Annotated in this window: 26 protein-coding genes; 18 read left to right on the forward strand and 8 right to left on the reverse strand. The window is 72.5% G+C overall.

Translation table 11 applies throughout. The annotated features are described in order from the left end of the window. Window positions 1-104 precede the first annotated feature (104 nt). The 7 genes from ACLV7J_RS03090 (at window position 105) to ACLV7J_RS03120 (ending at window position 6,184) form a co-directional block, all read left to right on the forward strand. The gene (locus tag ACLV7J_RS03090) at window positions 105-386 is read left to right on the forward strand and encodes a hypothetical protein (protein ID WP_411867669.1); all 282 of its coding nucleotides are present in this window, start codon (window positions 105-107) and stop codon (window positions 384-386) included. 157 nt (window positions 387-543) lie between these two features. Further along, a complete protein-coding gene (locus ACLV7J_RS03095) occupies window positions 544-1,074 on the forward strand; it encodes a hypothetical protein (protein ID WP_411867670.1) in 531 nt (176 codons plus the stop codon). After that, window positions 1,074-1,544 (forward strand): SufE family protein, encoded by a 471-nt coding sequence (locus ACLV7J_RS03100; protein WP_411867671.1) that lies wholly within the window; start codon window positions 1,074-1,076, stop codon window positions 1,542-1,544. Before ACLV7J_RS03095 ends, ACLV7J_RS03100 begins: the two co-directional genes overlap by 1 nt. A gap of 48 nt (window positions 1,545-1,592) precedes the next feature. Beyond that, window positions 1,593-2,933 (forward strand): homoserine dehydrogenase, encoded by a 1,341-nt coding sequence (locus ACLV7J_RS03105; protein WP_411867672.1) that lies wholly within the window; start codon window positions 1,593-1,595, stop codon window positions 2,931-2,933. A 379-nt stretch (window positions 2,934-3,312) separates the two neighbouring features. Further along, window positions 3,313-3,516, forward strand: a complete 204-nt coding sequence (locus ACLV7J_RS03110; protein ID WP_255128681.1) for a hypothetical protein — start codon at window positions 3,313-3,315, stop codon at window positions 3,514-3,516. Window positions 3,517-3,593: 77 nt separating this feature from the next. After that, window positions 3,594-5,168, forward strand: coding sequence for an ABC transporter substrate-binding protein (locus ACLV7J_RS03115; RefSeq protein ID WP_411867673.1), 1,575 nt, complete (start codon window positions 3,594-3,596; stop codon window positions 5,166-5,168). Further along, window positions 5,165-6,184, forward strand: coding sequence for an ABC transporter permease (locus ACLV7J_RS03120; RefSeq protein ID WP_411867674.1), 1,020 nt, complete (start codon window positions 5,165-5,167; stop codon window positions 6,182-6,184). The genes ACLV7J_RS03115 and ACLV7J_RS03120 overlap by 4 nt, the downstream gene beginning before the upstream one ends. Window positions 6,185-6,250: 66 nt before the next feature. Here ACLV7J_RS03120 and ACLV7J_RS03125 read toward each other — a convergent pair whose 3' ends face one another. Beyond that, window positions 6,251-7,897 (reverse strand): alpha/beta hydrolase family protein, encoded by a 1,647-nt coding sequence (locus ACLV7J_RS03125; RefSeq protein WP_411867675.1) that lies wholly within the window; start codon window positions 7,895-7,897, stop codon window positions 6,251-6,253. A gap of 20 nt (window positions 7,898-7,917) precedes the next feature. Here ACLV7J_RS03125 and ACLV7J_RS03130 point away from each other — a divergent pair, with 20 nt between their 5' ends. Next, on the forward strand, window positions 7,918-9,291 hold the full coding sequence (locus ACLV7J_RS03130) for an MFS transporter (RefSeq protein ID WP_411867676.1): 1,374 nt from the start codon (window positions 7,918-7,920) through the stop codon (window positions 9,289-9,291). Between the two features lie 9 nt (window positions 9,292-9,300). Here the strand turns inward: ACLV7J_RS03130 and ACLV7J_RS03135 are convergent, their stop codons facing one another. After that, on the reverse strand, window positions 9,301-9,531 hold the full coding sequence (locus ACLV7J_RS03135; RefSeq protein WP_411867677.1) for a hypothetical protein: 231 nt from the start codon (window positions 9,529-9,531) through the stop codon (window positions 9,301-9,303). Window positions 9,532-9,659: 128 nt separating this feature from the next. Between ACLV7J_RS03135 and ACLV7J_RS03140 the strand changes: the two genes are divergently transcribed. Next, the gene (locus ACLV7J_RS03140; protein WP_411867889.1) at window positions 9,660-10,775 is read left to right on the forward strand and encodes an acyltransferase family protein; all 1,116 of its coding nucleotides are present in this window, start codon (window positions 9,660-9,662) and stop codon (window positions 10,773-10,775) included. Window positions 10,776-10,806: 31 nt separating this feature from the next. Here ACLV7J_RS03140 and ychF read toward each other — a convergent pair whose 3' ends face one another. After that, the gene (gene ychF / locus ACLV7J_RS03145; RefSeq protein ID WP_411867678.1) at window positions 10,807-11,898 is read right to left on the reverse strand and encodes a redox-regulated ATPase YchF; all 1,092 of its coding nucleotides are present in this window, start codon (window positions 11,896-11,898) and stop codon (window positions 10,807-10,809) included. Window positions 11,899-12,070: 172 nt separating this feature from the next. On the opposite strand from ychF, the gene ACLV7J_RS03150 reads away from it, so the two are divergent. Then, window positions 12,071-13,222, forward strand: coding sequence for an efflux RND transporter periplasmic adaptor subunit (locus ACLV7J_RS03150; RefSeq protein ID WP_411867890.1), 1,152 nt, complete (start codon window positions 12,071-12,073; stop codon window positions 13,220-13,222). Window positions 13,223-13,253: 31 nt separating this feature from the next. Here ACLV7J_RS03150 and wecB read toward each other — a convergent pair whose 3' ends face one another. Beyond that, window positions 13,254-14,381, reverse strand: coding sequence for a non-hydrolyzing UDP-N-acetylglucosamine 2-epimerase (gene wecB / locus ACLV7J_RS03155; RefSeq protein WP_411867679.1), 1,128 nt, complete (start codon window positions 14,379-14,381; stop codon window positions 13,254-13,256). A 150-nt stretch (window positions 14,382-14,531) separates the two neighbouring features. On the opposite strand from wecB, the gene ACLV7J_RS03160 reads away from it, so the two are divergent. Then, a complete protein-coding gene (locus ACLV7J_RS03160; protein ID WP_411867680.1) occupies window positions 14,532-15,794 on the forward strand; it encodes a type IV pilus twitching motility protein PilT in 1,263 nt (420 codons plus the stop codon). A gap of 94 nt (window positions 15,795-15,888) precedes the next feature. Here the strand turns inward: ACLV7J_RS03160 and ACLV7J_RS03165 are convergent, their stop codons facing one another. Together ACLV7J_RS03165 and tsaD are read right to left on the reverse strand one after the other, a co-directional pair. Next, window positions 15,889-16,137, reverse strand: coding sequence for a high light inducible protein (locus ACLV7J_RS03165; RefSeq protein ID WP_411867681.1), 249 nt, complete (start codon window positions 16,135-16,137; stop codon window positions 15,889-15,891). 37 nt (window positions 16,138-16,174) lie between these two features. Next, window positions 16,175-17,257: a tRNA (adenosine(37)-N6)-threonylcarbamoyltransferase complex transferase subunit TsaD gene (gene tsaD, locus ACLV7J_RS03170; RefSeq protein WP_411867682.1), complete on the reverse strand. Its 1,083-nt coding sequence runs from the start codon at window positions 17,255-17,257 to the stop codon at window positions 16,175-16,177. Window positions 17,258-17,370: 113 nt separating this feature from the next. Between tsaD and ACLV7J_RS03175 the strand changes: the two genes are divergently transcribed. Together ACLV7J_RS03175 and psaJ are read left to right on the forward strand one after the other, a co-directional pair. Next, a complete protein-coding gene (locus tag ACLV7J_RS03175) occupies window positions 17,371-17,850 on the forward strand; it encodes a Photosystem I reaction center subunit III (RefSeq protein ID WP_255128766.1) in 480 nt (159 codons plus the stop codon). A 38-nt stretch (window positions 17,851-17,888) separates the two neighbouring features. Continuing rightward, window positions 17,889-18,005: a photosystem I reaction center subunit IX gene (gene psaJ / locus ACLV7J_RS03180; RefSeq protein ID WP_094588094.1), complete on the forward strand. Its 117-nt coding sequence runs from the start codon at window positions 17,889-17,891 to the stop codon at window positions 18,003-18,005. A 146-nt stretch (window positions 18,006-18,151) separates the two neighbouring features. On the opposite strand, the gene gmk is transcribed toward psaJ, so the two are convergent. Beyond that, a complete protein-coding gene (gmk, locus tag ACLV7J_RS03185) occupies window positions 18,152-18,727 on the reverse strand; it encodes a guanylate kinase (RefSeq protein ID WP_411867683.1) in 576 nt (191 codons plus the stop codon). 50 nt (window positions 18,728-18,777) lie between these two features. Here gmk and ACLV7J_RS03190 point away from each other — a divergent pair, with 50 nt between their 5' ends. Both ACLV7J_RS03190 and tatC read left to right on the forward strand, forming a co-directional pair. Beyond that, complete coding sequence (locus ACLV7J_RS03190; protein ID WP_411867684.1) at window positions 18,778-20,577, forward strand: NFACT family protein; 1,800 nt, start codon at window positions 18,778-18,780, stop codon at window positions 20,575-20,577. Next, complete coding sequence (gene tatC / locus ACLV7J_RS03195; protein ID WP_411867685.1) at window positions 20,574-21,431, forward strand: twin-arginine translocase subunit TatC; 858 nt, start codon at window positions 20,574-20,576, stop codon at window positions 21,429-21,431. The genes ACLV7J_RS03190 and tatC overlap by 4 nt, the downstream gene beginning before the upstream one ends. Window positions 21,432-21,471: 40 nt before the next feature. Here the strand turns inward: tatC and ACLV7J_RS03200 are convergent, their stop codons facing one another. Next, on the reverse strand, window positions 21,472-21,831 hold the full coding sequence (locus tag ACLV7J_RS03200) for a DUF3067 family protein (RefSeq protein ID WP_411867686.1): 360 nt from the start codon (window positions 21,829-21,831) through the stop codon (window positions 21,472-21,474). A 141-nt stretch (window positions 21,832-21,972) separates the two neighbouring features. Here ACLV7J_RS03200 and petC point away from each other — a divergent pair, with 141 nt between their 5' ends. The 3 genes from petC to lgt are packed head-to-tail and all read left to right on the forward strand — an operon-like array spanning window position 21,973 to window position 24,400. Beyond that, the gene (petC, locus tag ACLV7J_RS03205) at window positions 21,973-22,521 is read left to right on the forward strand and encodes a cytochrome b6-f complex iron-sulfur subunit (protein ID WP_411867687.1); all 549 of its coding nucleotides are present in this window, start codon (window positions 21,973-21,975) and stop codon (window positions 22,519-22,521) included. A gap of 38 nt (window positions 22,522-22,559) precedes the next feature. Then, entirely contained in the window at window positions 22,560-23,492 is a 933-nt protein-coding gene (petA, locus tag ACLV7J_RS03210) for a cytochrome f (protein ID WP_411867688.1), read from the forward strand. Next, a complete protein-coding gene (gene lgt / locus ACLV7J_RS03215) occupies window positions 23,492-24,400 on the forward strand; it encodes a prolipoprotein diacylglyceryl transferase (RefSeq protein ID WP_411867689.1) in 909 nt (302 codons plus the stop codon). The genes petA and lgt overlap by 1 nt, the downstream gene beginning before the upstream one ends. The last annotated feature ends 6 nt before the right edge of the window (window positions 24,401-24,406 follow it).

A 24,406-nucleotide genomic window follows, 5' to 3' on the forward strand; every position in this document is an offset into this window, starting at 1 on the left:
GGCCAGCCCTTGGGGCTTGATTGCAAGCTGTGTCGCGCGGCGGCCGGGCCACGCGCCGCTGGGGGCTGTTTGGCAAGATCGGACTGTTGCTCCCCCGAGACGCCGTGGAACCCCAGGCCGAGTCCTCGCACCTCTTCCGCGGCACCACCTCCGACAACAACGCCTTCAGCAGCACGGCCTTCGGCAGCTCCAACGGCAGCGCAGTGCTCCCCAGCCCGGCGAGCCGCCACCACAGCGCCAGCAGCGGCTCCGCCGTGCACCACGTGATCGCCTCCGAGCTCAAGAACCGCAACCAGCCGAGCGATGCCCTCTCGATGATGGTCAACTCGATGGTCTCGATGGTGCAGGCCGGCAAGGCGAGCCGCAGCCGCTGGTCCGCCTCCTGAGCGCTGCTGCGGCCCATCGGCCCGTCCCGTACGCGCCATCCGAGGCCCACAAGCTCCCTGGCCAGGCCTCCCGTTCTTGAGCTCTCCCTTCACGGGGGCTGGCGGTTCCAGGAGCCGACTCGATAGCCTCCCTGCAACGGTTGGTTCCACCGCGGCCATGGCCCGTTCCCTTCCCCTGGTCCTGATCACGGCAGCCCTGGCGCTGGCCCCCAGCGGCGCCCGGGCCCATGGCATCGAGACCAGCCTCAGCCGCCTGCCCTCCCTCAGCGAGGGCCTGCTGCTTCAGAGCCAGTTCTCCAGCGGCGAACCCACCCGCGATGCCGTGGTGCGGCTGGTGCCCCCCGGCGGCGCACCCATCGAGCTGGGCCGCACCGATGCCCAGGGGCAGCTGAGCTTCGCCCTGCCCAAGGGCGCCAGCGGCGACTGGGAGCTGCAGGTCGACGGCGGCCCCGGCCACCGCGACTTCCTGGAGATGCCCGTGAGCCAGGGGCGCCCCGAGCTGGACCGCCTCAGCGAGACCCACGCCCCCGGCCTCCGCGGCCTGCTGGCTGAGGCCGGCGAAAACCGGGATCGCCTGCTGCTCGGGGCCGTCGCCGGTCTGGCGGGCCTCGGCGGTGCCGGCCTGCTGCGGCGCCGCTCGCGCCGGCCCCTGCGGGGGCCCTCCGCCAGCGAGGGGCACCAGTCCTGATGGCCACCGGCAGCGAAACCCTCGATCGGATCGTCGAGCGGCTCAAGGGCACCGCCGATCCCAAGCGCCGCTACGAGTACGTGCTCTGGCTGGCCAAGAAGCTGGAGCCCCTGCCCGGCGAGTTCCGCAACGACGCCTTCAAGGTGAAGGGCTGCGTCTCGCAGGTGTACGTGGTGGGGCAGCTGGTGGACGGCAGGCTCCACTGGCAGGGCGATTCCGACGCCGCCATCACCAAGGGCCTGCTGGCCCTGCTGATCCAGGGCCTGGAGGGCCTGGAGCCCGCCACCGCCGCGGCCATCGATCCGGCCTTCCTCGGCGAGATGGGCCTGCAGGCCAGCCTCACGCCCTCGCGGGCCAACGGCTTCCTCAACATCCTGCGGGCGATGCAGGCCCAGGCCCTGGCCCTGGCGACCGGAGCCAGTGAGCAGGCTGCGGCCGCCGGCAGCAGTGCGGATCCCGTCAGCGCCTGAGGCCCGCCGGCCGATTTCTAGGATCGGCGCCACGACGGCAACACAGGCATGACCATCGGCATCGGCTTGCTCGGGCTCGGCACGGTGGGGGCAGGGGTTGCCGGCATCCTGGCCACCCCGGAGGGGCGCCACCCGCTGGTGGGCGATCTGGCCCTGCGGCGCGTGGCCGTGCGCGACCTGCAGCGGCCCAGGCCGGTGGAGCTGCCCGCCGCGATCCTCACCACGGACCCCGAAGCCGTGGTGGACGACCCGGCGGTGGACATCGTGGTGGAGGTGATGGGCGGCCTGGAGCCGGCCCGCAGCCTGATCCTGCGCGCCATCGCCGCGGGCAAGCCGGTGGTGACCGCCAACAAGGCCGTGATCGCCCGCTACGGCGAGGAGATCGCCGCGGCCGCCGCCGAGCAGGGCGTGTACGTGCTGATCGAGGCGGCCGTGGGCGGCGGCATCCCGATCATCGAGCCGCTGAAGCAGTCGCTGGGGGGCAACCGCATCCAGCGGGTGAGCGGCATCATCAACGGCACCACCAACTACATCCTCAGCCGCATGGCCGATGAGGGTGCGGCCTATGGCGACGTGCTGGCCGACGCCCAGCGCCTGGGCTACGCCGAGGCCGATCCCGCCGCCGACGTGCAGGGGGGCGACGCGGCCGACAAGATCGCCATCCTGGCGGGCCTGGCCTACGGCGGCTCGGTGCAGCGCAGCGCCATCCCGGCCGAGGGCATCGATCGGCTCGACTCCCGCGACGTGAGCTACGCCGCCCAGCTGGGCTTCGTGGTGAAGCTGGTGGCCGCGGCCCAGTTCCTCGGCACCGACGCCGATGGCACCGTGCAGCTGGACGTGCGCGTCAGCCCCACCCTGCTGCCGAAGGAGCATCCCCTGGCGGGGGTGCATGGGGTCAACAACGCGATCCTGGTGGAGGGCGACCCGGTGGGCCGGGTGATGTTCTACGGCCCGGGAGCAGGCGCCGGCCCCACCGCCTCGGCCGTGGTGGCCGACATCCTCAACATCGCCGGCATCCGCCAGGTGGGCGGCAGCGAGGCCGGGCTGGATCCGCTGCTGGCCGCCAGCCGCTGGCGCCAGTGCCGCCTGGTGGATCCCGGCCTCACCCAGCACCGCAACTACGTGCGGCTGCGCACCAGCGACGAGCCCGGCGTGATCGGCCGCATCGGCACCTGCTTCGGCGATCAGCGGGTGTCGATCCAGTCGATCGTGCAGTTCGAGGCCAAGGGCGGGGCGGCAACCGGCGCTGGCCCCGATGCGGCGGGCGGCGCCGCCGAGATCGTGGTGATCACCCATGAGGTGGGTGAGGCCCGCTTCCGCGCCGCCCTGGCCGCGATCGAGGCCCTGCCCGAGGTGGTGAGCGTGGCGGCTTGCCTGCGCACCCTGTAGGGAACACCGGCCGCCGAGCCACGCACGGGGGCGTCCCTGGTGCAAAGTGGAAGCAAATGTGTAGGAGGCCTGAGCGCTGCCCTGTCCGTCCCGCGTCCCGGTCATCCCAGGTCGGGAACCCCTGACGCGGACCCGGCTTCGTATCGCATCGAACCCTGGGCTGGGATAAGACGAAGAAGGCTGGTTCCACCGGCCCTCTCAGCCATCCCCGGGCCGGCACTCCAGCCGCCCCCCAACCGCCAGCTGCCCACCGTCACCCCGCCCCCTTGACCGGGGCCGCAGCCCGGCCATCACCGCCCCAACCCCTCCAAGCCACCACCACCGTCCCCGTTCCGCCCCAGCGACGGACCCGCCCCTCGATCCTTTCCCGCCTGAACCGATGACTCTCCATCAGGGCGACTGCATCCAGCTCACCAGCGACGAACACCTGTACCAGGTGGTCGGCGTGGATGATCGCCACAACCGCTACTGGGTGCGCCGCTGGCCCCTGGCCCGCCACGGCTGTCCCGTGTTTGAAATTTCCCTGCAGCAGGTGGCCACCCCGGCCCACAACCACCCGCCACGCCAGCTCCAGAACGCTTGAATGGCGCGGTCAGTGCCCGTGCCGGACCCATCGCAGCCCTGACCCCACCACCAACCCAGAGCCGCGGCCGGGCCGCGTTGCGCCCGCTGCTGGGGCTCCCGCTCCTCGGCCTGGCGGCCCTGGCGCTGCAAGCCTGCCAGCCCAGCCACCCGGCGGGCCGCCTGATCGTCGCCACCCGCAGCGGCAGCAGCTTCGACTCGGTGGACCCGCTGGACATCACCAGCTTCGCCGGCGCCCAGCTGCTCAGTGCCGTCGGCGACCCCCTCTATGGGAGTGACGCCCAGGGCCGCATCCAGCCCCGGCTCGCCACCGCCCTGCCGCGGCTGAGCGCCGATGGCCGCACCGCCACCATCCCCCTGCGCCGGGATGTGCGCTTCCACGACGGCAGCCGCTTCGATGCCGCCGCCATGCTGTTCAGCCTGGAGCGCTACCGGGCCAAGGGCAAGTTCAGCTACCTGCTGGCGGGCCGGATCGAGAGCATGGCCACCCGGGGTCCCGACGAGCTGGTGCTGCGGCTCAAGCGCCCCTACAGCGCCCTGCCGGCCCTGCTGAGCTCGGTGAACCTGATCCCGCTCTCGCCCAGGTCCTACCGGGACCACGCCCGCAGCTCGCTGCGGCAACGGCTGGTCAGCACCGGCCCCTACCGGCTGACGAACTTCAACCCCCAGCAGCAGACCCTCGAACCCTTTGCCGGCTACTGGGGAGCGCCGCCCGCCAACCGCGGCCTGCACCTGGTGAGCCTCAGCAACTCCACCGCCCTCTACGGCGCCCTGGTGAGCGGCGAGATCGACGTGCTGCTCTCCGATGGCCTGGAGACCGACCAGCTGCGCTCGCTGCAGCGGCGGGCGGCCCGCGGCGAGTTTGTGGAGGGCACCGGCCCCTCGGTGGAGATCGGCTACCTCACCCTGCTGGCGGACCGCCCGCCCCTGGACAACGCCCTGCTGCGCCGGGCCGTGGCCCTCAGCCTCGACCGCCGCCTGATCAGCGAGCGGGTGAGCTTCGGGCTGCGGGATCCCCTGCGCACCCTGGTGCCCGCGCCCCTGCCGGGTTCGGCCACCCCGCTCTACCCGGGCTACGACCCGCCGGCGGCCCGCGCCCTGTTCCGCCAGGCGGGTTACTGCAACGGCCGGAAGCTGGCCCTGCCGCTCACCTTCCGCTCCAACGTGCCCGCCGATCGCCTGTTCGCCCTCACCTGGCAGGCCCAGCTGCGGCGCGACTTGGGCGACTGCGTGGCCCTGGAGATCAGTGGCGTGGAATCCACCACCGCCTACAACCAGCTCGACAAGGGCGTGTTCCCGATGATCCTGCTGGAGTGGCGGCCCGACTATCCCGACCCCGACAACTACCTGGTGCCGCTGCTGGGCTGCGACAGGTCCCGGGGCACGGTGTGCCTGGAGGGCAACAGCGCCCTGAGCGGCAGCTTCTGGACGGCTCCCGGCCTGGAGCAGCAGCTGCAGGCCACCGAGACCGCCACCGGACCGGCGCGCACCCGGCTGTTCGAGACGATCCAGCGCCAGGCCGCCGCCGGGGCCTCGTTCCTGCCCCTGTGGCGGGTGCCGCCCCGGGCCTGGGCCCAGCCCGGCCTGGAGACGCCCCGCTTCGACGGATCGGGCCGGGTGCTGCTGCAGGCCCTGCGCCGGAGCCAACCATGAGCCGGCGCCGCGCCCTGCTGGGCTACCTGGCCAGCCGCCTGGCCCTGCTGCCGCTGATGCTGTGGCTGATCGCCAGCCTGGTGTTCCTGCTGCTGCGGGTGGCCCCCGGGGATCCGATCGACGCCCTGCTGGGCAACCGGGCCCCGGCCGAGGCCCGGGCCGCCCTGCGCCAGCAACTGGGGCTGGATCAGCCCCTGCTGAGCCAATACGGCCACTACCTCGCCGATCTGCTGCACGGCCAGCTGGGCACCTCCCTCACCAACCAGGAGCCGGTGACGGCGGTGATCGGCCGCAGCCTGCCCGCCAGCCTGGAGCTGGGGGTGGTGGCCCTGGTGATCGCCGCCGTGGTGGGCCTGGCGGTGGGCTTCAGCGGCATCGCCAGGCCCGAGGGGAAGCTGGATCTGGCCGGCCGGCTGTTCGGGATCGGCACCTACGCCCTGCCGCCCTTCTGGGCGGCGATGGTGGTGCAGCTGGTGTTCGCCGTGGGGCTGGGCTGGCTGCCGGTGGGGGGTCGCTTCCCGCCCACCCTGGTGCCGCCCAGCGGCAGCGGCTTCTACCTGCTCGACAGCCTGCTGGCGGGCAACGGCCCGCAGTTCTGGGGCAGCGTGCGCCACCTGGTGCTGCCCGCCTGCACCCTGGGGCTGCTGCTCAGCGGCATCTTCGCCAACGCCCTGCGGCTCAACCTGCGCCGCGCCCTCGATTCCGACTACGTGGAGGCGGCCCGCAGCCGCGGCCTGAGCGAGCGGCGGGTGGTGCTGCACCATGCCCTGCCCAATGCCCTGCTGCCGGTGCTCACCATCGCCGGCATCACCGTGGCGTCGCTGATCGGCGGGGCGCTGCTGATCGAGGTCACCTACTCCTGGCCGGGCATCGCCGCCCGCCTGCAGGAGGCCATCAGCCAGCGCGACTACCCGGTGGTGCAGGGGATCGTCGTGGTGGTGGCTGCGCTGGTGGTGGCGGTGAGCGTGGCGGTGGACCTGCTGGTGGCCCTGCTGGATCCGCGCATCGAGTTCTGAATCGGCTGCTGCAGCACCGCAGCTGAGCGGCCGCGGCCCCCGGGCCGGCCAGGGTCGAGGGTGAGCTCAGGGGCGCACCCCATCCCACCAGCGCCGGGCCGCGCCCCGATCGAGCACGTAGGCCGTGACCCCCTCCAGCTGGCGCCGCTGCACGGGGATCGGGCGCCCCTGGGGCAGGCCCTGCAGGAACTCGCTGCTCAGGCTCAGCAGCAGCGCCTGCACTCGCTCCGGCTGCAGCCCCACCAGCCCATCACCCAGGCGGAACAGGGCCTGGTCGCCGCCGCGGATCCGCACCGGCGAGAAGTGGCTGCCCCCCTCCACCAGCGCCAGGCGATCCATCGGCCGGGCCGCCGGCAGGAACAGCTCCAGCTGCTCGCTCAGGGGCGGGGTGACCAGATCGAGGCTGCCGCCCACCAGCAGGGCCGGCACCCCCAGCCGCCCCAGGCCCCGGTGGGGCCAGAGCAGGCTGCCGAAGCCGTTGAAGCTCACCACCCCGGCCAGGGGCTCGCCCAGGGGGGTCGGCGGGGGCAGGGGCACCTGGGTGAGCTGGCACTGCAGCAGGCGCGAGAGGTTGGTGAGGGGGATGCCGTCGAGGGCGCGCTCGCAACGCCGGGCCAGGCCGGGCTCGGGCCGCAGCCCAGCGGCCAGCAGGGTCGTCAGGCCGCCGAGGGAGTGGCCGATCAGCACCACCGAGTCCCCCAGGGGCGGCAGGCGGCCGTCGTGCTCGGCCGCCACCACCGCCTGGGTGTCCCGCAGCCGGTCCGGCAGGGTCTCGGCGCCCGGCGGAGAGCCGCGGCCGTCGAGCAGGTCCCGCAGCGCCTCCTCGCCGCTGTCGGGATGGTCGAGCACCAGCACCGGCCAGCCCCGCTGGGCCAGGGGGGCCGCCAGCCACTCCAGCTGGGCCGGGCTGCCCCCCAGCCCCGGCATCAGCAGCACCCAGGGGCCCGGGCTGGCGGCCGGCCGCTGCGGCTCCCACAGCTGCAGCCGCAGCGGGGCCAAGCGGTGCGCCACGGTCAGCTCCAGGGTCCTGGGCGCCACCGCCGGAGCCAAGCCGGCCTTGCCGCGGGGGCGGCTGGAGGCGGGCTCGGGGCGCAGGGCCACGCCGTCGGTGAGGGGCAGCAGGGGGCCCCGCTCCGGCAGCTCCAGACGGCGCAGGGCCCCCAGGCCGCGGCGCTGCCGCTGGATCTGACGCCGCCAGCCCTCCGCCAGCTCCAGCAGGCCGTCGAGATCGAGGCTGAGCTGCTGCACCGGCACCGCCCGCAGCAGCTCGATGGTGGTCACCTGGCTCTGGCGCTCCAGCAGCCGCTGCAGGGCGCTCAGCAGCAGCGGGCCGGTCCTGCCCGGCTGACCGACATCGATCAGGTCGCCCACCTCGTCGAGCACCCGCTGGCCGGCCCAGCTCTGCAGCAGCTGCTGGCCCAGGGAGCGGTCCCGCACCAGGGGGGCCCGCAGCAGCCGCAGCAGGTCGCGGCGGCTGGAGGGCTCGATCAGGTCCACCCAGACCGCCAGATCCCCCGGTGGGCGCTCCGGCTCCAGGCTCCACTGCTCCAGATCGCGCAGGTCGAGGGGCAGGCGCAGCTGATCGAGGCGCACCTCCAGCTGCTCGGCGGCCCGGACAGGGCCAACGGCCAGCAGGGCCAGACCCGGCAGGGAGGCCGCCAGTCCCAGGGCCGCCAGCCGCGGCGCAGCCAGCAGCAGACTGGCGGGCAGCACGCCGACGCGGCGACCACACCTTGGGCGACGAGACCGTGAACGAGCCTGGGGTGGAGCGGCAGCTGGAGGCATCAGACAGCCGCGGCTGGCTCTCCCAGTTTCCCGCGCCGCTGCGGGATGTGGCGCTGCTGCGCCTGGTGGGCAGCATCGGCGCCGGTGGGGTGCTCTATCTCACGCCGATGGTGTTCCACCGGGAGGCGTTCTCGGCCTCGGCGGTGGGCCAGGGCCTGGCCCTGGCGGCCCTCGCCGGCACCGTGGGGCGCTTTGCGAGCGGGGCCCTGCTGGATCGGGGCCTGAACTGCTCGGTGCCGGTGCTGCTGGCGGTGCTGTTCTCGGCCCTGGCGGACAGCCTGCTGCTGGGGGCCCGCAGCTTCGGGGCCTTCGCGGCCGGCCAGGTGCTGCTCGGCAGCGCCATGGGGCTCTACTGGCCGGCCATCGAGCTGGCGGTGCCCCTGTGTGCCCCGCCGGTGAGTTCGGCCCGGGGCTACGCCCTGGCCCGCAGCGCCGATGCCCTCGGCATCGCCAGTGGGGCCCTGATCGGGGCGCTGCTGGCGGGGCTGGGGCGGCTGCGGGGGATCTATCTGGTGGACATGGCCTGCGTGGCGGTGCTGGCGGTGCTGCTGCTGCGGCGCCCCCTGCCGGCGGCGCCCCGGGCCCGGCGCCCGGGCCGCAGCGACTGGCGGCGCTGGCTGCCGCCGCTGCTGCCGATGCTGGCGGTGGCGGTGCTGGCCACGGCGATCCCGGCCCTGATGCAGAGCGCCCTGCCCCTGGATCTGGTGCGCGGCGGCCTGGCGCGGGGGCCGCTGCCGGAAAACGTGGGGGCCCTGCTGATCGGCCTGCAGCTGGCCCTGCTGCTGCTGATCCAGTGGCCGGTGGGGCGGTTCCTGTCGGAGCGACCGGTGGCGGTGGGGCTGGGGATCAGCCTGATCTGCTTTGCCCTGGGCACGGGCCTGCTGGCCCTCTCGGCCCTGAGCAGCGCCGGCGTGCTGCTGGTGGTGCTGGCCCAGCTCCCCCTGGCCCTGGGGGAGGCCGCCTTCCTGCCCACGGCCACGGAGGCGGTGGTGGAGCTGAGCCCCCGCCACCACCAGGGCCTGGCCATGGCCCTGTTCTCCCAGTGCTTCGCCATCAGCGCCTTCGGCGGGCCGCTGCTGGCCGGCTGGATGCTCGATGGCCAGCGCCATGGCGCCGGGCTCTGGCTGGTGGTGGCGCTGCTGTGCCTGCTGGGCCTGCCGCTGGTGGCCCGGATCGAGCGGGTGCAGCGCCAGACCCTGCTGCGGGTGCTGCAGGGGGCGGGATCCAGCGCCGACGCCCTCTCCGGAGCGGTCGACGACGACGAAGACGACGACGGGACCCCGGACATCCTCTACCGGATCGGCCCGGAGCCCAGGGGCTGACGCCAGCCCTCAGGCGGCCGGCGGGTTGCCCTCGGCGTTGCGGCGGGCCACCCAGGCCTCGTGGGGCAGGGGCTCGGTGCCGTACTCCCAGTCGTCGTAGTCGGGGTCGTTGCGGATCTTGCGGTGCAGTTCCTTCTGCACGTCGAAGTCGTGGGGATGGTCGGCCACCACGCCGATGGGATCGGCCTCAGGGCCGACCGGGGCGCCGGCGGCGGCGGAGGCGTCCTGGGACTGGCTCATGGCAGACCACCACGTGAATTCTCATTCTCGCTGACCGACAGCCTCCAGGCCGACGGGTCGAGGGATCCGCTGCAGACTGACGGGACGCCAAACCGAGGGGGGCCAAGCCGCTGGGCCGGATCCGGGCGATCGACGATCTGCGCAGCGCCGTGATCGTGCTGGTGGTGGCCCACCACGCCGCCCTGGCCTACATCCCCCACGCCCAGCGCGACCCCCTGCACTACATGCGCTCCACGGCGCCGGTGGTGGATCCCCAGCGCTGGTGGCCCCTGGATCTGCTGGTGAGCTGGAACGACCAGTTCTTCATGGCCCTGCTGTTCCTGCTCTCGGGGCTGTTCGTGCTGCCGGCGATCCGGCGCAAGGGGATCGGGGGGTTCGTGCGGGAACGCTGCCAGCGGCTGGGGCTGCCCTTCCTGCTGGCGGCCGGGCTGCTGAGCCCGCTGGCCTTCTATCCCTCCTGGCTGCAGGGGCCCCAGCCGCCGGGACCGCCCTACTGGCAGCGCTATGTGGTGCTGGATGGCTGGTCGCCGGGGCCGGCCTGGTTCCTGTGGCTGCTGCTGGCCTACAGCCTGCTGCTGGCCCTGGCCTACGCCCTGGCGCCGCCGAGTCTGCGTCGCTGGAGCTGGCGGCCCCGCAGCGCCCGGCAGCTGCTGATCACCTGCCTGCTGGCCAGCGGCCTGGCCAGTGGCCTGATGGCCCTGGGGGTGGGGGCCCAGACCTGGATCACCCTGGCGGGCCCCCTCGCGGCGCAGGCCTCACGGCTGCTGCTCTACGGCGCCTGGTTCCTGGTGGGGGTGGCCCTGGGAGCCGGCGATCTGGAGCAGAGCCTGGCGCCGGAGCGGCTGCGGCCCTGGCGCCAGTGGGCGCTGCTGGGGCTGCTGGCCTATCTGCTCACGGTGGGGCTCCAGGCCCAGCCGGCCGGGCTCGCCCCCCTGCCGCCGCTACCGCTGCGGCTCAGCCTGGCCCTGAGCAGTGCCGCCGCCGGCACCTTCACGATCCTGGCGGCCCTGGGCTGGGCCAGACGCCACCTCGGGGCGCCCAGCCGCCTGGCGGACAGCCTCAGCCGCCACTCCTACGCCATCTTTCTGCTGCACTACCCGCTGGTCACCTGGATCCAGTTCGGCCTGCTGGAGTCAGCGCTGCCGGCCGCGCTGAAATTCCTGCTCAGCTTCAGCGGCGCCCTGGCGGGCAGCTGGCTGCTGGCGATCGGGCTGCGGCGCACCCCCGCCGGCCAGGTGATCTGAGGCCCCGACTGGGCCCTGCCCACACCCCGGCTCAGACGTTGAACAGAAACTCCATCACGTCGCCCTCGGCCACCACATACTCCTTGCCCTCGGCCCGCAGCCAGCCCTTGGTGCGCGCCTCCGCCAGGGAGCCGGCCTCCAGGAGCTGCTGGTAGCCGATGGTCTGGGCGCGGATGAAGCCCCGCTCGAAGTCGGTGTGGATCACACCGGCGGCCTGGGGGGCCGTCATGCCGGCCTGGATGGTCCAGGCGCGGGTTTCCTTCTCACCGGTGGTGAAGTAGGTGCGCAGGCCCAGCAGGGTGTAAGTGGCGCGGATCAGGCTCTGCAGGCCGCCCTCTTCGACGCCCAGGCCGGCCAGGAATTCGGCCCGGTCCTCCTCGGGCAGCTCGATCAGCTCGGCCTCCACCTGGGCCGAGATGCGCACGGTGCCGGCGCCTTCCCGCTCCGCCAGCTGCTTCACCTCCTCCACGTAGGCGTTGCCTGTGGCCAGATCGTCTTCGCTCACGTTGGTGGCGTAGATGATCGGCTTGGCGGTGAGCAGCCCCAGGGGCTTCACCATCAGCGCCTCCTCATCGGTGAGCTCCACGGAGCGGGCGGCGCCGCCCTGTTCCAGCACCGCCTGGATGCGCTCAAGGGCGGCGTCCTCGACCTGGGCCTCCTTGCTGGTGCGCACCTGCTTCTTGAGGCGCTCGCGCCGCTTCTCCACCTGGGAGAGGTCGGCCAGGCCCAGTTCCAGGTTGATCACCTCGGCGTCGCGGGCCGGGCCCACCGAGCCGCTCACGTGGATCACATCGTCGTTCTCGAAGCAGCGCACCACGTGCACGATCGCGTCGACTTCGCGGATGTTGGCCAGGAACTTGTTGCCCAGACCCTCGCCCTGGCTGGCCCCCTTCACCAGGCCGGCAATGTCCACGAACTCCACCTTGGTGGGGATGATCTCCTTGCTGCCACTCACGTCGGAGAGCAGCTGCAGGCGGGGGTCCGGCACCGACACGATGCCCGAGTTGGGCTCGATGGTGCAGAAGGGATAGTTGGCCGCCTCCGCCTGGGCATTGGCGACGAGGGCGTTGAAGAGGGTGGACTTGCCCACATTGGGCAGTCCCACGATTCCGGCTTTGAGCATGGCTCGAATGTAAGGGGCGCCCGGCCGGAGATCCGCCCCCGCAGCCCGCCACAGCGGGTCGATCCAGCAGAGAGACTGGTGGGAGCGTTAGCCGCCTGCCATTTCCCCCGTCAAGCTCCCGAGCGCGCCCCGGGCGGAGGCCACGAGCCCCAGCGCGGCCCCCCAGACCCCCCTGGCGTCCCAAGCCCTGGGCAGCCGCCGCCCGGGCAAACCCTGGCTGCGGCGACGGCGCCTCTGGGCCGGCGTGGCCGCGGCCGTGCTGATCCTGGGTGCCGGTAGCCAACTGCTGGCCCGGCGGCGCAGCGCCGGCCAGGGCCAGTCCCTCGCCAACTACACCGCGGTCGCCCGCCAGGGCACGCTGCCCGGGGTCGTCACCGCCAGCGGCGAACTGGCGGCGGTGCGCCGGGTGAACGTGAGTCCCAAGCGCCAGGGCCTGCTGCAGGAGCTCTACGTGGAGGAGGGCGACAGCGTGAAGGCGGGCCAGCCCCTGGCCCTGATGGACAGCGGCGACCTGCAGGACCGGCTGCGGGAACTGCAGGCCCAGCTGGACTCGGCCCAGGCCCAGGCGGCCCGCAGCCGCAGCGAACTGCAGCGCAACCAGGCCCTGTTCCGCCAGAACGCCATCACCCTGGACGCTTACAACAAGATCCGCAGCGAGAACCTGGTGAATCAGGCGGCGGTGCAGGCGGCCCAGCAGCGGCTCAGCCAGCGGCGCATCGAGCGCAACGAACTGATCGTGCGCGCCCCCTTCAACGGCGTGATCACCGCCCGCTACGCCGATCCTGGCGCCTTCGTGACCCCCACCACCTCCGCCAGCGCCTCGGCCGGCGCCACCAGCTCCTCGGTGGTGGAGCTGGCCCAGGGCCTGGAGGCCGTGGCCAAGGTGCCCGAGAGCGACATCGGCCGGCTCAAGCTCGGCCAGGGCGCCAGCGTGAGGGTGGACGCCTTCCCGGATCGCCGCTTCGCCGCCCGGGTGCGCCAGATCGCGCCGCGGGCCGAGAAGGTCAACAACGTGACCTCCTTCGAGGTGAAGCTGGAGCTGCTCAACCCGCCGCCCGAGCTGCGCATCGGCATGACCGCCGACATCGACTTCAACACCGGCACCCTGGCGGCCCGCACCCTGGTGCCCACCGTGGCGGTGGTGACCGAAGACGGCAAACCGGGGGTGCTGCTGGTGGGCAAGGGCAACCAGCCCACCTTCCAGGCCGTGAACCTCGGGGCCAGCAGCGGCCGCGACACCCAGATCCTCAGCGGGCTCAAGCCCGGCACGCGGGTGTTCATCGATCTGCCCCCCTGGGCCAAGAAGCAGCGCGACAAGGACTGAAGCGCAGCTGGTCGGGGGGCAGCCCCTGGGGTCAGGCGCCGGCCCGGCGCGCCTCGAGGAAGGCGCGGCTGGCCGCCAGGATCCGGCCGCTGGCCTGGCCGTCGCCGAATGGGTTGTGGGCGCGTGCCATGGCCTCGTAGGCCGCAGGGTCCTCCAGCAGCAGGCTGGCCTCCCGCAGGATGTCGGCCGCGTCGGTGCCGATCAGCTTGGCGGTGCCCGCCTCCACCGCCTCGGGCCGCTCGGTGGTGCGCCGCAGCACCAGCACGGGCTTGCCCAGGGCCGGCGCCTCCTCCTGGAGGCCGCCGGAATCGGTGAGCAGCAGGGTGGCGCCGCGCATGGCCGCCACCAGCCGGTCGTAGTCGAGGGGCTCGGTGAGGAACACCCGCGGGTGATCCCCCAGCAGGGCCTGCAGCGGCTCGCGCACGGTGGGGTTGCGGTGCAGCGGCAGCAGCAGGGCCGTGTCGGGGAAGCGCTCCAGGAGCGCCAGGAAGCCGCGGCCGATGTCGAGCAGGCGCCCGCCCCAGTTCTCACGCCGGTGCACCGTGGCCAGAATCACCCGCTGGCGCTCGAAATCGAGGCCCGGCAGCTCGAAGGGCGGGGCCTTCTCGGCCATCAGCAGCAGGGCGTCGATCACCGTGTTGCCGGTGGTGATCGTCTCGCCCACCACGCCCGAGGCCGCCAGGTTGCGGGCGCTCACGGGGGTGGGGGCGAAGTGCAGCAACGCCAGCTGGGAGATCAGGCGCCGGTTGGCCTCCTCGGGGAAGGGATCGAGGAGGTTGTCGGTGCGCAGCCCCGCCTCGACGTGGCCCACCGGGATCTGCTCATAGAAGGCCGCCAGGGCCGAGGCGAAGGCCGTGGTGGTGTCGCCCTGCACCAGCACCAGATCGGGGCGGTGCTGCTCGAACTCCTGCTTGAGCCCCTGCAGGGCGGCGCAGGTCACATGGGTGAGGGTCTGCTTGGGGGCCATCAGGGCCAGGTCGCGATCGGCCGTCAGGCCGAACAGCTCCATCACCTGGGCCACCATCTCGCGGTGCTGGCCGGTGAGCACCACGCGGGTGTGAAAGTCGGGCGCCGCCTGGAAGGCCTGGATCACCGGCGCCAGCTTGATCGCCTCGGGCCGGGTTCCCAGCACGATTGAGACGTTGTGGGGGGTGGTCAAGGCGCAACCGCATCCGGGCGGATCCTAAAGATGCCGCGGCGCAACGGCCCAGGTCCTGCGCCACGGCGGTCGCGACCCGGCCGTCCTGACCGGAGACATGACAAGCGGGCCGTTTGCCGTAAAGCTGATGGCACCCCTGGTGTTCCGAGGATGACGGACTCGGTCTTTCCTCCCTCCCTGTTTCCGCCGACCCCGGCGGCCCCCGCGCCGCCGGCCCCCGGCCCCGCCGTGGGCGCGCCGGCCACCGTCGTGGCGCCACCAGCCCCCATCGCGCCCCTGGGGATCCCGGCCGTGGCCGCCCCCATCGCCGAGGTGCGGCCGGCCGGTGCCGCGGGGGCCATCGGTGGCGCGATGCCCGGCAGCCTCGAGGGCATCGTGCGCATCGCCTACGACAACAACTTCTCCGACGTGCACGTGGGCGTGGGCGAGGAACCCCGCTACCGGGCCCGCGGCGACATGGCCAAGACCGGCTGGCCCGTGACCGACCAGGCCACCTTCCACGGCTGGCTGCGGGAGATGCTCAGCCCCAGCCAGATCGACACGTTCATCCAGGACAAGGAGTTCGACGGCTCCCACGCCTTCCCCTTCGTGCGGGTGCGGATCAACGTGATGGATTCGCTGCGCGGCCCCGCCCTGGTGCTGCGCCTGATCCCCCAGAAGATCGCCACCCTGGAGGACCTGAACCTGCCGCCGGTGCTGTCGGATCTGTGCTCGCGGCCCAAGGGGATGATCCTCGTGACCGGCCCCACCGGCTCCGGCAAGAGCACCACGCTGGCCGCGATGATCGACTGGATCAACACGAACATGGCCCGCCACATCCTCACCATCGAGGATCCGGTGGAATTCGTGCACGAGAGCCGCCAGTCGCTGATCCGCCACCGGGAGGTGGGCCAGCACACCAAGCTGTTCCACAACGCCCTGCGGGCCGCCCTGCGGGAGGACCCGGACGTGATCCTGATCGGCGAGATCCGCGACCAGGAGACCCTGGCCACCGCCCTGGAGGCGTCCCAGACCGGTCACCTGGTGTTCGGCACCCTGCACACCAACTCCGCCGTTCGCACGGTGGAACGGGTGCTGGGCATGTTCCCGCCGGAGGAGCAGGAGCCGGTGCGGCGGGCCCTCTCGGAATCGCTGCTGGGGGTGATCGCCCAGGGCCTGCTCAAGACCACCGACGGCAAGCGCTGCGCCTACCACGACATCCTGATCAATACCGATGCCTGCCGCGATTACATCCAGCGCGGCGAACTCGATGAGATCGAGACGATCATGCAGCGCAGCGCCTTCGATGGCATGCAGACCAGCAACCAGGCCCTGCTCAAGCTGGTGCAGGACGGCAAGGTGAGCGAGGACGACGCCCTGGCCCAGAGCCTCAAGCCCAACGAACTGGCCCAGTTCTTCCGGGGCAAGATGTGACCCAGGCCGGGTCCGGTCAGCCCTCGGGGCTGGCCGGACCCGCTGGGATCGCCGGTGTTGACGGAGCTATCGGAGGCCGCAGGGCCGGACGGGCTCAGTGGGCGCCGCCGATGTCGCCGATCAGGCGCACCAGCAGCAGGCTGCCCAGCCCGATCGAGAGGCCCAGCATGGCCATGCGGCCGTTCCAGATCTCGGCCTGGGGGGTGAAGCCCCGCTTCCACTGGTTGATCTCCTCGCGGCCCACCTCGATCAGCACCACATCGGAACCGGCCAGGTCCGGCGCGGCCACCTCAAGGGCTGCGCTCGCACTGGACTCGGATCCGGGGGTGGGGGCGGAGGCCATGGCGGCAGCCGTTGGATAGGGTCTCAGCCTAGAAGGGTTAGAAGGGCGCCTGCGGGTCGTAGAGCCGCACCGCCTCCTCCAGGGCCAGCCGCGGCGCCACCGCCAGGCGAATGGCACTGCTGGCGCCCTCCCGCAGGCGCTGCTCGGCCGCCACGCCGATCATGGCGGCGTTGTCGGTGCAGTAGGCCAGCGGCGCCACGCGCCACTCCAGCCCCAGCTCGCGGCAGCGCCGCTCCATGCCCGCGCGCAGGCGCCGGTTGGCGGCCACCCCGCCCACCATCACCAAGGTGCCCAGGCCCTGCTCCCGGGCGCAGCGGGTGGTGCGCTGCACCAGCACGTCGGCCACCACCTGCTCAAAGCTGGCCGCCACATCGGCCAGGGGGAAGGGGGCGCTGCCGCCGGGGCCGCCGCCGGCCTGCTCCTCGGCCCGGAGCTGGGTCACCAGGCGCAGCACGGCGGTCTTGAGGCCGCTGAAGCTGAAGTCGTAGGGGTGGAAGCCCCCCTCCGGCAGGGACACCCGCCCCTTCGGCAGCGGGAAGCGCTGGGGATCCCCGCCGGCCGCCGCCGCCTGGATCGCCGGACCGCCCGGGTAGCCCAGCTCCAGCAGCCGGGCCACCTTGTCGAAGGCCTCGCCGGCGGCATCGTCGCGGCTGCGGGCCAGGCGCCGGTAGGCCCCGGGAGCGTCGACGCGGATCATCTCGGTGTGGCCGCCGCTCACCAGCAGCACCAGGTAGGGCCCTGGGGGCAGGGGCTCGCCCAGGTGCACCGAACAGAGGTGGCCCTCCAGGTGGTGGACCCCGAGGAAGGGCTTGCCGTGCAGCCGCGCCAGGCTGCGGCCCATCATCGAACCCACGAGCAGCGCGCCCACCAGGCCGGGGGCCGCCGTGGCGGCGATCGCATCGAGCTCGCCATAGGCCAGCCCGCTCTCGGCCATCACCTGCTCCACCAGGCCCGGCAGGGCCTCCACATGGCGCCGGGAAGCAATCTCCGGCACCACGCCGCCGAAGCGCGCATGTTCCTCCACCTGGGAGGCCACGGCACTCGCCAACACCCGCTGATCCCGCACCACAGCTGCTGCGGACTCGTCACAACTTGTTTCGAGGGCAAGCACCGTGGGCATCGCTTCTGGAGGGCTCCCTTACTGTCCAAACGTGACATCCTGCCGTGCGGCTGACGGGCTGCCTGCAGGGTTATTACCAGCACGCCAGCACCGCCCCCGAAGCTCTGGACCCGATGCGTCGCCTCTTCGCTGTTCTGATTTCCGCCCTGCTGATCTTCGGCTTCGCCCCTGTGGCTAAAGCCGATGTCGCAGGCCTCACCCCCTGCGCCGAGAGCGCCCGTTTCCAGCAGCGGGCCAGCGCAGCCAAAACCGAGCAGGCCAAGGCCCGCTTCGAGCGCTACAGCCAGGCTGTCTGCGGCGCTGACGGCCTGCCCCACCTGATCGTGGACGGCCGCTGGAGCCACGCCGGTGACTTCATCATCCCCGGCATCGCCTTCCTCTACATCGCCGGCACCATCGGCTGGGCCGGTCGCAGCTACCTCATGGCCATCCGCGGCGACAAGGACGCCACCATGAAGGAGATCCAGATCGATCTGCCCCTGGCCCTCAAGAGCACCCTGGGCGCCGCCACCTGGCCCCTGGCCGCCTTCGGCGAATTGACCGGCGGCAAGCTGACCGAAGCCGACAGCAAGGTCACCGTCTCCCCCCGCTGATTCAGCGGATCTCCTTCCATCCACCAGGGTCTGATTCGATGAAGAAATTCCTCACCACCGCGCCGGTCTTCGCCGCGATCTGGTTCACGCTCACCGCCGGCATCCTGATCGAGTTCAACCGCTTCTTCCCCGACCTGCTCTTCCACCCCCTCTGAAGACAGCTCCCATCCGAAGCCATCGAAGCGGCCCCCAGGGGCCGCTTTTTTGTGCGCCTCCCCCCTGCGGCCAGCCTGGTTGGCTCAGCGGGATGGCGCTGCCGCCACCGCCTAGCTCCCTGCCCGGCGGCGGCCGCCAGGGCCCCTCAGCGGCCGAGCCCCATCAGCTGCTCCAGTTCCAGCAGCGCCTGATCCAGATCGGCATTCACCAGCACGGCATCGAACTCGGCCTCGGCCGTCAGCTCCACCCGGGCCCGCTCCAGCCGGCGGGCAATGGCCTCCTCGCTGTCGGTGCCGCGGCCGCGGATGCGCCGCTCCAGCTCCTCGAACGACGGTGGCTTCACGAAGATCTGGAAACCGGCGGGAAAGCTGCGCCGCACCTGGCGGGCGCCTTCCAGCTCGATCTCCAGCAGCACCGGCCGGCCCTCGGCCAGGTGCTGCTCCACCGGCTGCCTTGGCGTGCCGTAGGCATTGCCGGCGAACTCCGCCCACTCGAGCAGGCCACCGGCGGCCACGGTGGCCTCGAAGCCCTCGCGGCTCAGGAAGAAGTAGTGCTGGCCCTCCACCTCGCCGCTGCGGGGCGCGCGGGTGGTGGCCGAGATCGACAGCCAGATCTGCGGGTGGCGCTGCAGCAGGGCCGCCACCAGGGTGCCCTTGCCCACGCCGCTGGGGCCGGTGATCAGAAAGAGCCTGCCGGCGGGGGCCGCCGCGGAGGTCGCCATCGCTGCGCCAACCATGGGCCTGCAGAGTAGGTGTGGCTTCACCCCGCCCCATGGCCCCGCCGACCCTCCAGGCCATGGACCTCACCGCCCTGCGGGCGGTGCTGGCCGAACTGCGGCCCCTGCTGGTGCCCAGCCGCTTTGAAAAGGCCCAGCAGAGCGATGCCCACACCCTGCAGCTCGGCTTCCGCAGCCTGGCGGGGCGCCCCTGGCTGGAGCTGAGCTGGCTGGCGGAGGCGCCGCGGCTGCTGGCGATCGATCCGCCCGCCCGGGGCGGCGACGGCAGCACCCTGGCCCAACAGCTGCAGCACGGCCTCGGGGGCCTGGCGCTGGTGGAGCTGCGGCAACCCGGCTGGGAGCGGGTGGTGGAGCTGGGCTTCGCGCCCCGCCCCGGGGAACCGATCCAGCGGACCCTGGTGGTGGAGCTGATGGGACGCCACAGCAACCTCTTCCTGCTCGACGAGGACCGCCGGGTGGTGGCGGCCGCCCGCCAGGTGCGCGAGCGCCAGTCGCGGCTGCGGCCGATCGGCACCGGCGACGCCTACACACCGCCACCAGCGCCGGCGGGCCGGCTGCCGAGCCTGGGGGAGAGCTTTGAGCACTGGCAGGCCCAGCTGCAGCTACTGCCGCTGACCCTGAAGCGGGCCCTGCTGGACAGCTACCAGGGCGTCAGCCCGGCCCTGGCCCTGCAGCTGGCCGGCGACCGCCAGCCCGAGGCCGCGGCGCTGCTGGCGCGCCCGGTGGACAGCCTCACCCCGGAGGAGTGGCAGGGACTCTGGCGGCGCTGGCGGGCCTGGCTCAGCGCCCTGGACGCCGAGGCGTTCGCCGTCGCGGCCGGCGGGGCCACCGCCTACCGCTGCTGGCCCGACCCGGACGCGACCACCGCACCCGAGCGGCCCCCGACGCCCGCCAGCCCGTCAGCCGCCACCTCAGCCGCCTCGCCGGCCGCTGGCATCAATGCGTTCCTGGCGGCCTACCACCGCCAGCAGCTGGGCGGCCGCCAGCGGCGCCAGCGGCTGCACAGCCTGGGCCAGCAGCTGGGCCAGGCCCTGGAGCGCGAACGGCAGCAGCGGCAGCAGCAGCAGAGCCTGCTGGATCAGGTGGAGAACAGCGACGCCCTGCAGCGGCAGGCCGATGCCCTGCTCTGCCTGGCGGCACCGAACCGGGAGCAGATCGACGAGGCCCAGCGCCTCTACCGGCGCGCCCGCAAGCTGCGCCGCTCGGTGGCCGCGATCACGCCCCGCCTGGATCAGCACGACCAGCGCCTGGCCCAGCTGGAGGCCAGCCTCACCTACCTCGACCAGCTGGGGGTCGACCTGGCGGCGGATCCAGGCCACGACGGGGCGGAACTCGAGCGGCAGCTCGATGCCCTGGAGGAGGAATGCCAGGAGCTGCTGGCGGGGCGGCGGGGCGGCCGGCGCGCGCGGCGGGCCCAGCGCAGCGGCGGTGAGCCCCAGCCCCTGGAGCTGCGCAGCGGCGGCGGCCTGCGGCTGCAGGTGGGCCGCAACCACCGCCAGAACGAGTGGATCAGCCTGCGCCAGGCCCGCCGCGGCGACCTCTGGTTCCACGCCCAGGAATGCCCCGGCAGCCACGTGGTGCTCAAGGGCTCCGAGGCCCCCGCCGGCGACGCCGACCTGGAGGACGCCGCCGCCCTGGCCGCCCACTTCAGCCGCGCCCGCGGCAATGCCCGGGTGGCGGTGGTGATGGTGCCCACCGACGAGCTGCAGCGCATTCCCGGCGCCGCGGCGGGCACCGTGCGCCACCGGGGCGGCACGGTGCTGTGGGCGGAGCCGGGCCGGGCCCTGGCCCTGCTGGGGGCAGTCCCTAGCCTCGGGCGGGATCCAGAGCCATGAGCGACACCGACAGTCCAGCCAAGCCCGACACCCCGCCGGCCCCGGTCAGCGCCCCGGCCCCGATCCGGATCCCGCCGCCTGCGGCGGACCAGCCCCTCCAGGCGGCGCAACCACTGGGCCCGGATGACTTCCCGGGCGAGGTGGAGATGAGCCTGGTGGATCACCTGGAGGAACTGCGGCGCCGGGTGCTGCGCAGCCTGCTGGCGGTGGTGCTGGCGGCGGCGGGCTGCCTGGTGCTGGTGCGGCCGCTGGTACGGCTGCTGGAGGTGCCCGCCCAGGGCATCCGCTTCCTGCAGCTGGCCCCGGGCGAATTTCTGTTCGTGTCGCTGAAGGTGGCGGGCTATGCCGGCCTCAGCCTGGCCCTGCCCTGGGTGCTCTACGAGGGCCTGGGCTTCGTGCTGCCGGGCCTCACCCGGCGTGAGCGGCGGCTGGTGGCGCCGGCGGTGGCGGGCTCCGCCCTGCTGTTCGCGGCCGGGCTGGCCTTCGCCTGGTGGGCCCTGGTGCCGGCGGCCCTGCGCTTCCTGGTCAGCTACGGCGCCGATGTGGTGGAGCCGCTGTGGTCGATCGAGCGCTACCTCGACTTCGTGCTGCTGCTGATGGTGGCGACGGCCCTGGCCTTCCAGCTGCCGGTGCTGCAGCTGCTGCTGGCGGCCCTGGGGGTGGTGAGCGCCCCCACGATGCTGCGGGCCTGGCGCTGGGTGGTGCTGGTGGCCGCCCTGGCGGGGGCCGTGCTCACCCCCTCCACCGACCCGGTGACGATGCTGCTGCTCACCGGGGCCATCACCGCCCTCTATCTGGTGGGCGTGGCCCTGGCGGCCCTGGCCGGGGGCCTGCGCCCAGCTGCGGCCAGCTGAACGCTGGGCCGCGCGGGGATCCGGCCGCGGCGGCCCAGGGCTAGATCAGGAATTCAGAGGCCCGGCCCTCGGGCAGCTCCAGCGCCAGGGTCATGGCCTTGCCCAGCCGCGGGCGATCGCTGGTGGTGGTGAGCCACTGGCGCACCTGGGCCGCTACCCCCAGGCCATTGAGCTGCCCCACCAGCTCCTCCAGCCGCTCGGCGTAGGCCTCGGCGGTCATCGGAAACGACTGCTGCTCCAGGTAGGCCCACATCACCTGCAGGTAGAGGCGGCCGCGCCGCACGATCAGCTGCAGGTCGTAGGAGGCCTGCCAGCGGCTGCGCAGCAGCTCGAGCACCTCAGGGGCACTGAGGGGAGCGGCATCGCCGGGAGCGGGACCGGATTCGGGAGCGAAGAACAAGGCTGGCTTGCGGTGGAGCGCAAGGGGCTCGCAACAGCATGTTGCAGGCTGACGGCGGGGCCCGGTGGCGCCGGGCCGGGCGGGTGAGGGCAAGGTTCATAATGGGCGCCACGTTGCAGTGGCCACCCCCAGCCGCCCCGTATGACCCAGATTCCAGCGTCCTCGTCCAGCGGTGATGTGCCCGGAATGGGTCGTCGGCAGTTCATGAATCTGCTGACCTTCGGGTCGGTCACCGGCGTGGCGCTGGGTGCCCTCTATCCGGTGGTGAGCTACTTCATCCCCCCCAAGGCCGCCGGCGGCGGCGGCGGCACCACCGCCAAGGATGCGGCCGGCAATGCGGTGACCGCCAGCGGCTGGCTCAGCACCCACAAGGAGGGCGACCGCAGCCTGGTGCAGGGCCTCAAGGGCGACCCCACCTATCTGGTGGTGGAGGGCGCCGATGCCATTGGCAGCTACGGCATCAACGCCATCTGCACCCACCTGGGCTGCGTGGTGCCCTGGAACGAGGGCGCCAACAAGTTCATGTGCCCCTGCCACGGCTCCCAGTACGACGCCACCGGCAAGGTGGTGCGCGGTCCTGCTCCCCTCTCCCTGGCCCTGGCCCACGTGTCCGTCGAGAGCGACAACGTGTTCCTCAGCCAGTGGACCGAAACCGATTTCCGCACCGGCGAGAAGCCCTGGTGGGCCTGATCTCCTCCCCCCCGTCCCCGTCTCGCCCCGACCGCCCCATGCGCCGTTCCCTCCAACTGCTGCTGAGCTCCCTGCTCGTGCTCGGAGCCGTCTTCGCGGCTCCCCAGGCCAGCTGGGCCTACCCCTTCTGGGCCCAGCAGAACTACGCCACCCCCCGCGAAGCCACCGGCAAGCTGGCCTGCGCCAACTGCCACCTGGCCAAGAAACCCACCCACGTGGAACTGCCCCAGGCCGTGTTCCCCGATGAGGTGTTCAAGGTGGAAGTGGAGATCCCCTACGACACCAGCGTGCAGCAGGTGGCCGGCGACGGCAGCCGCACCGGCCTGAACGTGGGCGCCGTGGTGATGCTGCCCGACGGCTTCAAGCTGGCCCCTGCCGATCGCCTCAGCGAGGAACTCAAGGAGGAGACCGCCGGCGTCTACGTGACCCAGTGGAGCGACAACGACCCCAACATCCTGCTGGTGGGCCCCCTGCCCGGCGACCAGCACCAGACGATCGTCTTCCCGATCCTTTCGCCTGATCCCGCCACCGACAGCGCCATCCACTTCGGCAAGTACCAGCTGCACGTGGGCGGCAACCGCGGCCGCGGCCAGGTGTACCCCACCGGCGAGAAGAGCAACAACGGCGTGTTCAACGCCTCTGTGGCCGGCACCGTCCAGTCCGTGGACGCCGGCGAGAACGGCGGCTCCGTGGTGGTCATCCAGACCGCCGACGGCAACAGCGTCAGCGACGTGATCCCCGCCGGCCCCAGCGTGATCGTCCAGGCGGGCGAGAGCGTCAGCGCCGGTGCGCCCCTCACCAACGACCCCAACGTGGGTGGCTTCGGCCAGCTGGATGCCGAGGTGGTGCTGCAGAACCCCGTTCGCATCTATGGCCTGCTGGCCTTCTTCGCCAGCATCGTGGTGGCCCAGATCATGCTGGTGCTCAAGAAGCGCCAGGTGGAGAAAGTGCAGGCCGCCGAAGGCATCTGATGCCCCACACCCTGGCTGCGGTCCCGGCTCTGGTCGGGACCTTCACCTCCCCCGGGCCCCTGCTGTTCCAGCTGGGGCCCTTTTCCCTGCGCTGGTATGGCCTGCTGATCGCCCTGGCGGTGCTGCTCGGGCTGCTGGTGGCCACCCGCCTGGGCCAGCGCCGGGGCATCGATCCGGCGGTGATCGCCGACCTGCTGCCGATCCTGGTGCTGGCCGCCGTGGTGGGTGCCCGCCTCTACTACGTGGCCTTCGAGTGGCGCCAGTACCAGCTGAACTGGCTGGATGCCCTGGCGATCTGGCGCGGCGGCATCGCCATCCACGGCGCCCTGATCGGCGGCACCCTGGCCCTGATCCTCTACACCCGCTGGCGCCGGATCCCCTTCTGGACCCTGCTGGATGTGCTGGTGCCCTCGGTGGCCCTGGGTCAGGCGATCGGCCGCTGGGGCAACTTCTTCAACTCCGAGGCCTTCGGTCTGCCCACCGACCTGCCCTGGAAGCTCACCATCCCCTTCGCCAACCGGCCGGTGGAGTTCCTCGACCAGAGCGGCTTCCACCCCACCTTCCTCTACGAGTCGCTGTGGAACCTGGGGGTGTTCGCCCTTCTGCTCCTGCTGTTCGGCCTCGGGCAACGGGGCAGGATCCAGCTGCCGGCCGGTGCCCTCAGCTGCGTCTACCTGCTCAGCTACAGCACGGGTCGGGTGTGGATCGAGGGGCTGCGCATCGATCCGCTCTGCCTGGTGGGGTTGCCCCCCTTCTGTGAGGGCGGGCTGCGCATGGCCCAGCTGGTGAGCCTGCTGCTGATCGCCGCCGGTGGCCTGGGCCTGTGGTGGCTCTACGGCCGCGGCCGCGCCCTGCCCGATCCCAGCGGCGTGGCCAGTGCCAATCCCAACGGCGGAGCAACCCCTTGAGCGCCA

Source organism: Vulcanococcus limneticus LL, assembly GCF_943369875.1.
Lineage (GTDB): Bacteria > Cyanobacteriota > Cyanobacteriia > PCC-6307 > Cyanobiaceae > Vulcanococcus > Vulcanococcus limneticus_A.

What these genes read in the sequence shown, in the direction of transcription:
- ACLV7J_RS03095 (WP_411867670.1), top strand. Translation starts at nt 544, where the DNA reads ATGGCCCGTTCCCTTCCCCTGGTCCTGATCACGGCAGCCCTGGCGCTG.
- ACLV7J_RS03120 (WP_411867674.1), top strand. Translation starts at nt 5,165, where the DNA reads ATGAGCCGGCGCCGCGCCCTGCTGGGCTACCTGGCCAGCCGCCTGGCC.
- lgt (WP_411867689.1), top strand. Translation starts at nt 23,492, where the DNA reads ATGCCCCACACCCTGGCTGCGGTCCCGGCTCTGGTCGGGACCTTCACC.
- ACLV7J_RS03190 (WP_411867684.1), top strand. Translation starts at nt 18,778, where the DNA reads ATGGCCCCGCCGACCCTCCAGGCCATGGACCTCACCGCCCTGCGGGCG.
- tsaD (WP_411867682.1), bottom strand. Translation starts at nt 17,257, where the DNA reads ATGCCCACGGTGCTTGCCCTCGAAACAAGTTGTGACGAGTCCGCAGCA.
- ychF (WP_411867678.1), bottom strand. Translation starts at nt 11,898, where the DNA reads ATGCTCAAAGCCGGAATCGTGGGACTGCCCAATGTGGGCAAGTCCACC.
- petA (WP_411867688.1), top strand. Translation starts at nt 22,560, where the DNA reads ATGCGCCGTTCCCTCCAACTGCTGCTGAGCTCCCTGCTCGTGCTCGGA.
- ACLV7J_RS03175 (WP_255128766.1), top strand. Translation starts at nt 17,371, where the DNA reads ATGCGTCGCCTCTTCGCTGTTCTGATTTCCGCCCTGCTGATCTTCGGC.
- petC (WP_411867687.1), top strand. Translation starts at nt 21,973, where the DNA reads ATGACCCAGATTCCAGCGTCCTCGTCCAGCGGTGATGTGCCCGGAATG.
- gmk (WP_411867683.1), bottom strand. Translation starts at nt 18,727, where the DNA reads ATGGCGACCTCCGCGGCGGCCCCCGCCGGCAGGCTCTTTCTGATCACC.
- psaJ (WP_094588094.1), top strand. Translation starts at nt 17,889, where the DNA reads ATGAAGAAATTCCTCACCACCGCGCCGGTCTTCGCCGCGATCTGGTTC.
- ACLV7J_RS03105 (WP_411867672.1), top strand. Translation starts at nt 1,593, where the DNA reads ATGACCATCGGCATCGGCTTGCTCGGGCTCGGCACGGTGGGGGCAGGG.
- ACLV7J_RS03110 (WP_255128681.1), top strand. Translation starts at nt 3,313, where the DNA reads ATGACTCTCCATCAGGGCGACTGCATCCAGCTCACCAGCGACGAACAC.
- tatC (WP_411867685.1), top strand. Translation starts at nt 20,574, where the DNA reads ATGAGCGACACCGACAGTCCAGCCAAGCCCGACACCCCGCCGGCCCCG.
- ACLV7J_RS03160 (WP_411867680.1), top strand. Translation starts at nt 14,532, where the DNA reads ATGACGGACTCGGTCTTTCCTCCCTCCCTGTTTCCGCCGACCCCGGCG.
- ACLV7J_RS03165 (WP_411867681.1), bottom strand. Translation starts at nt 16,137, where the DNA reads ATGGCCTCCGCCCCCACCCCCGGATCCGAGTCCAGTGCGAGCGCAGCC.
- ACLV7J_RS03135 (WP_411867677.1), bottom strand. Translation starts at nt 9,531, where the DNA reads ATGAGCCAGTCCCAGGACGCCTCCGCCGCCGCCGGCGCCCCGGTCGGC.
- ACLV7J_RS03100 (WP_411867671.1), top strand. Translation starts at nt 1,074, where the DNA reads ATGGCCACCGGCAGCGAAACCCTCGATCGGATCGTCGAGCGGCTCAAG.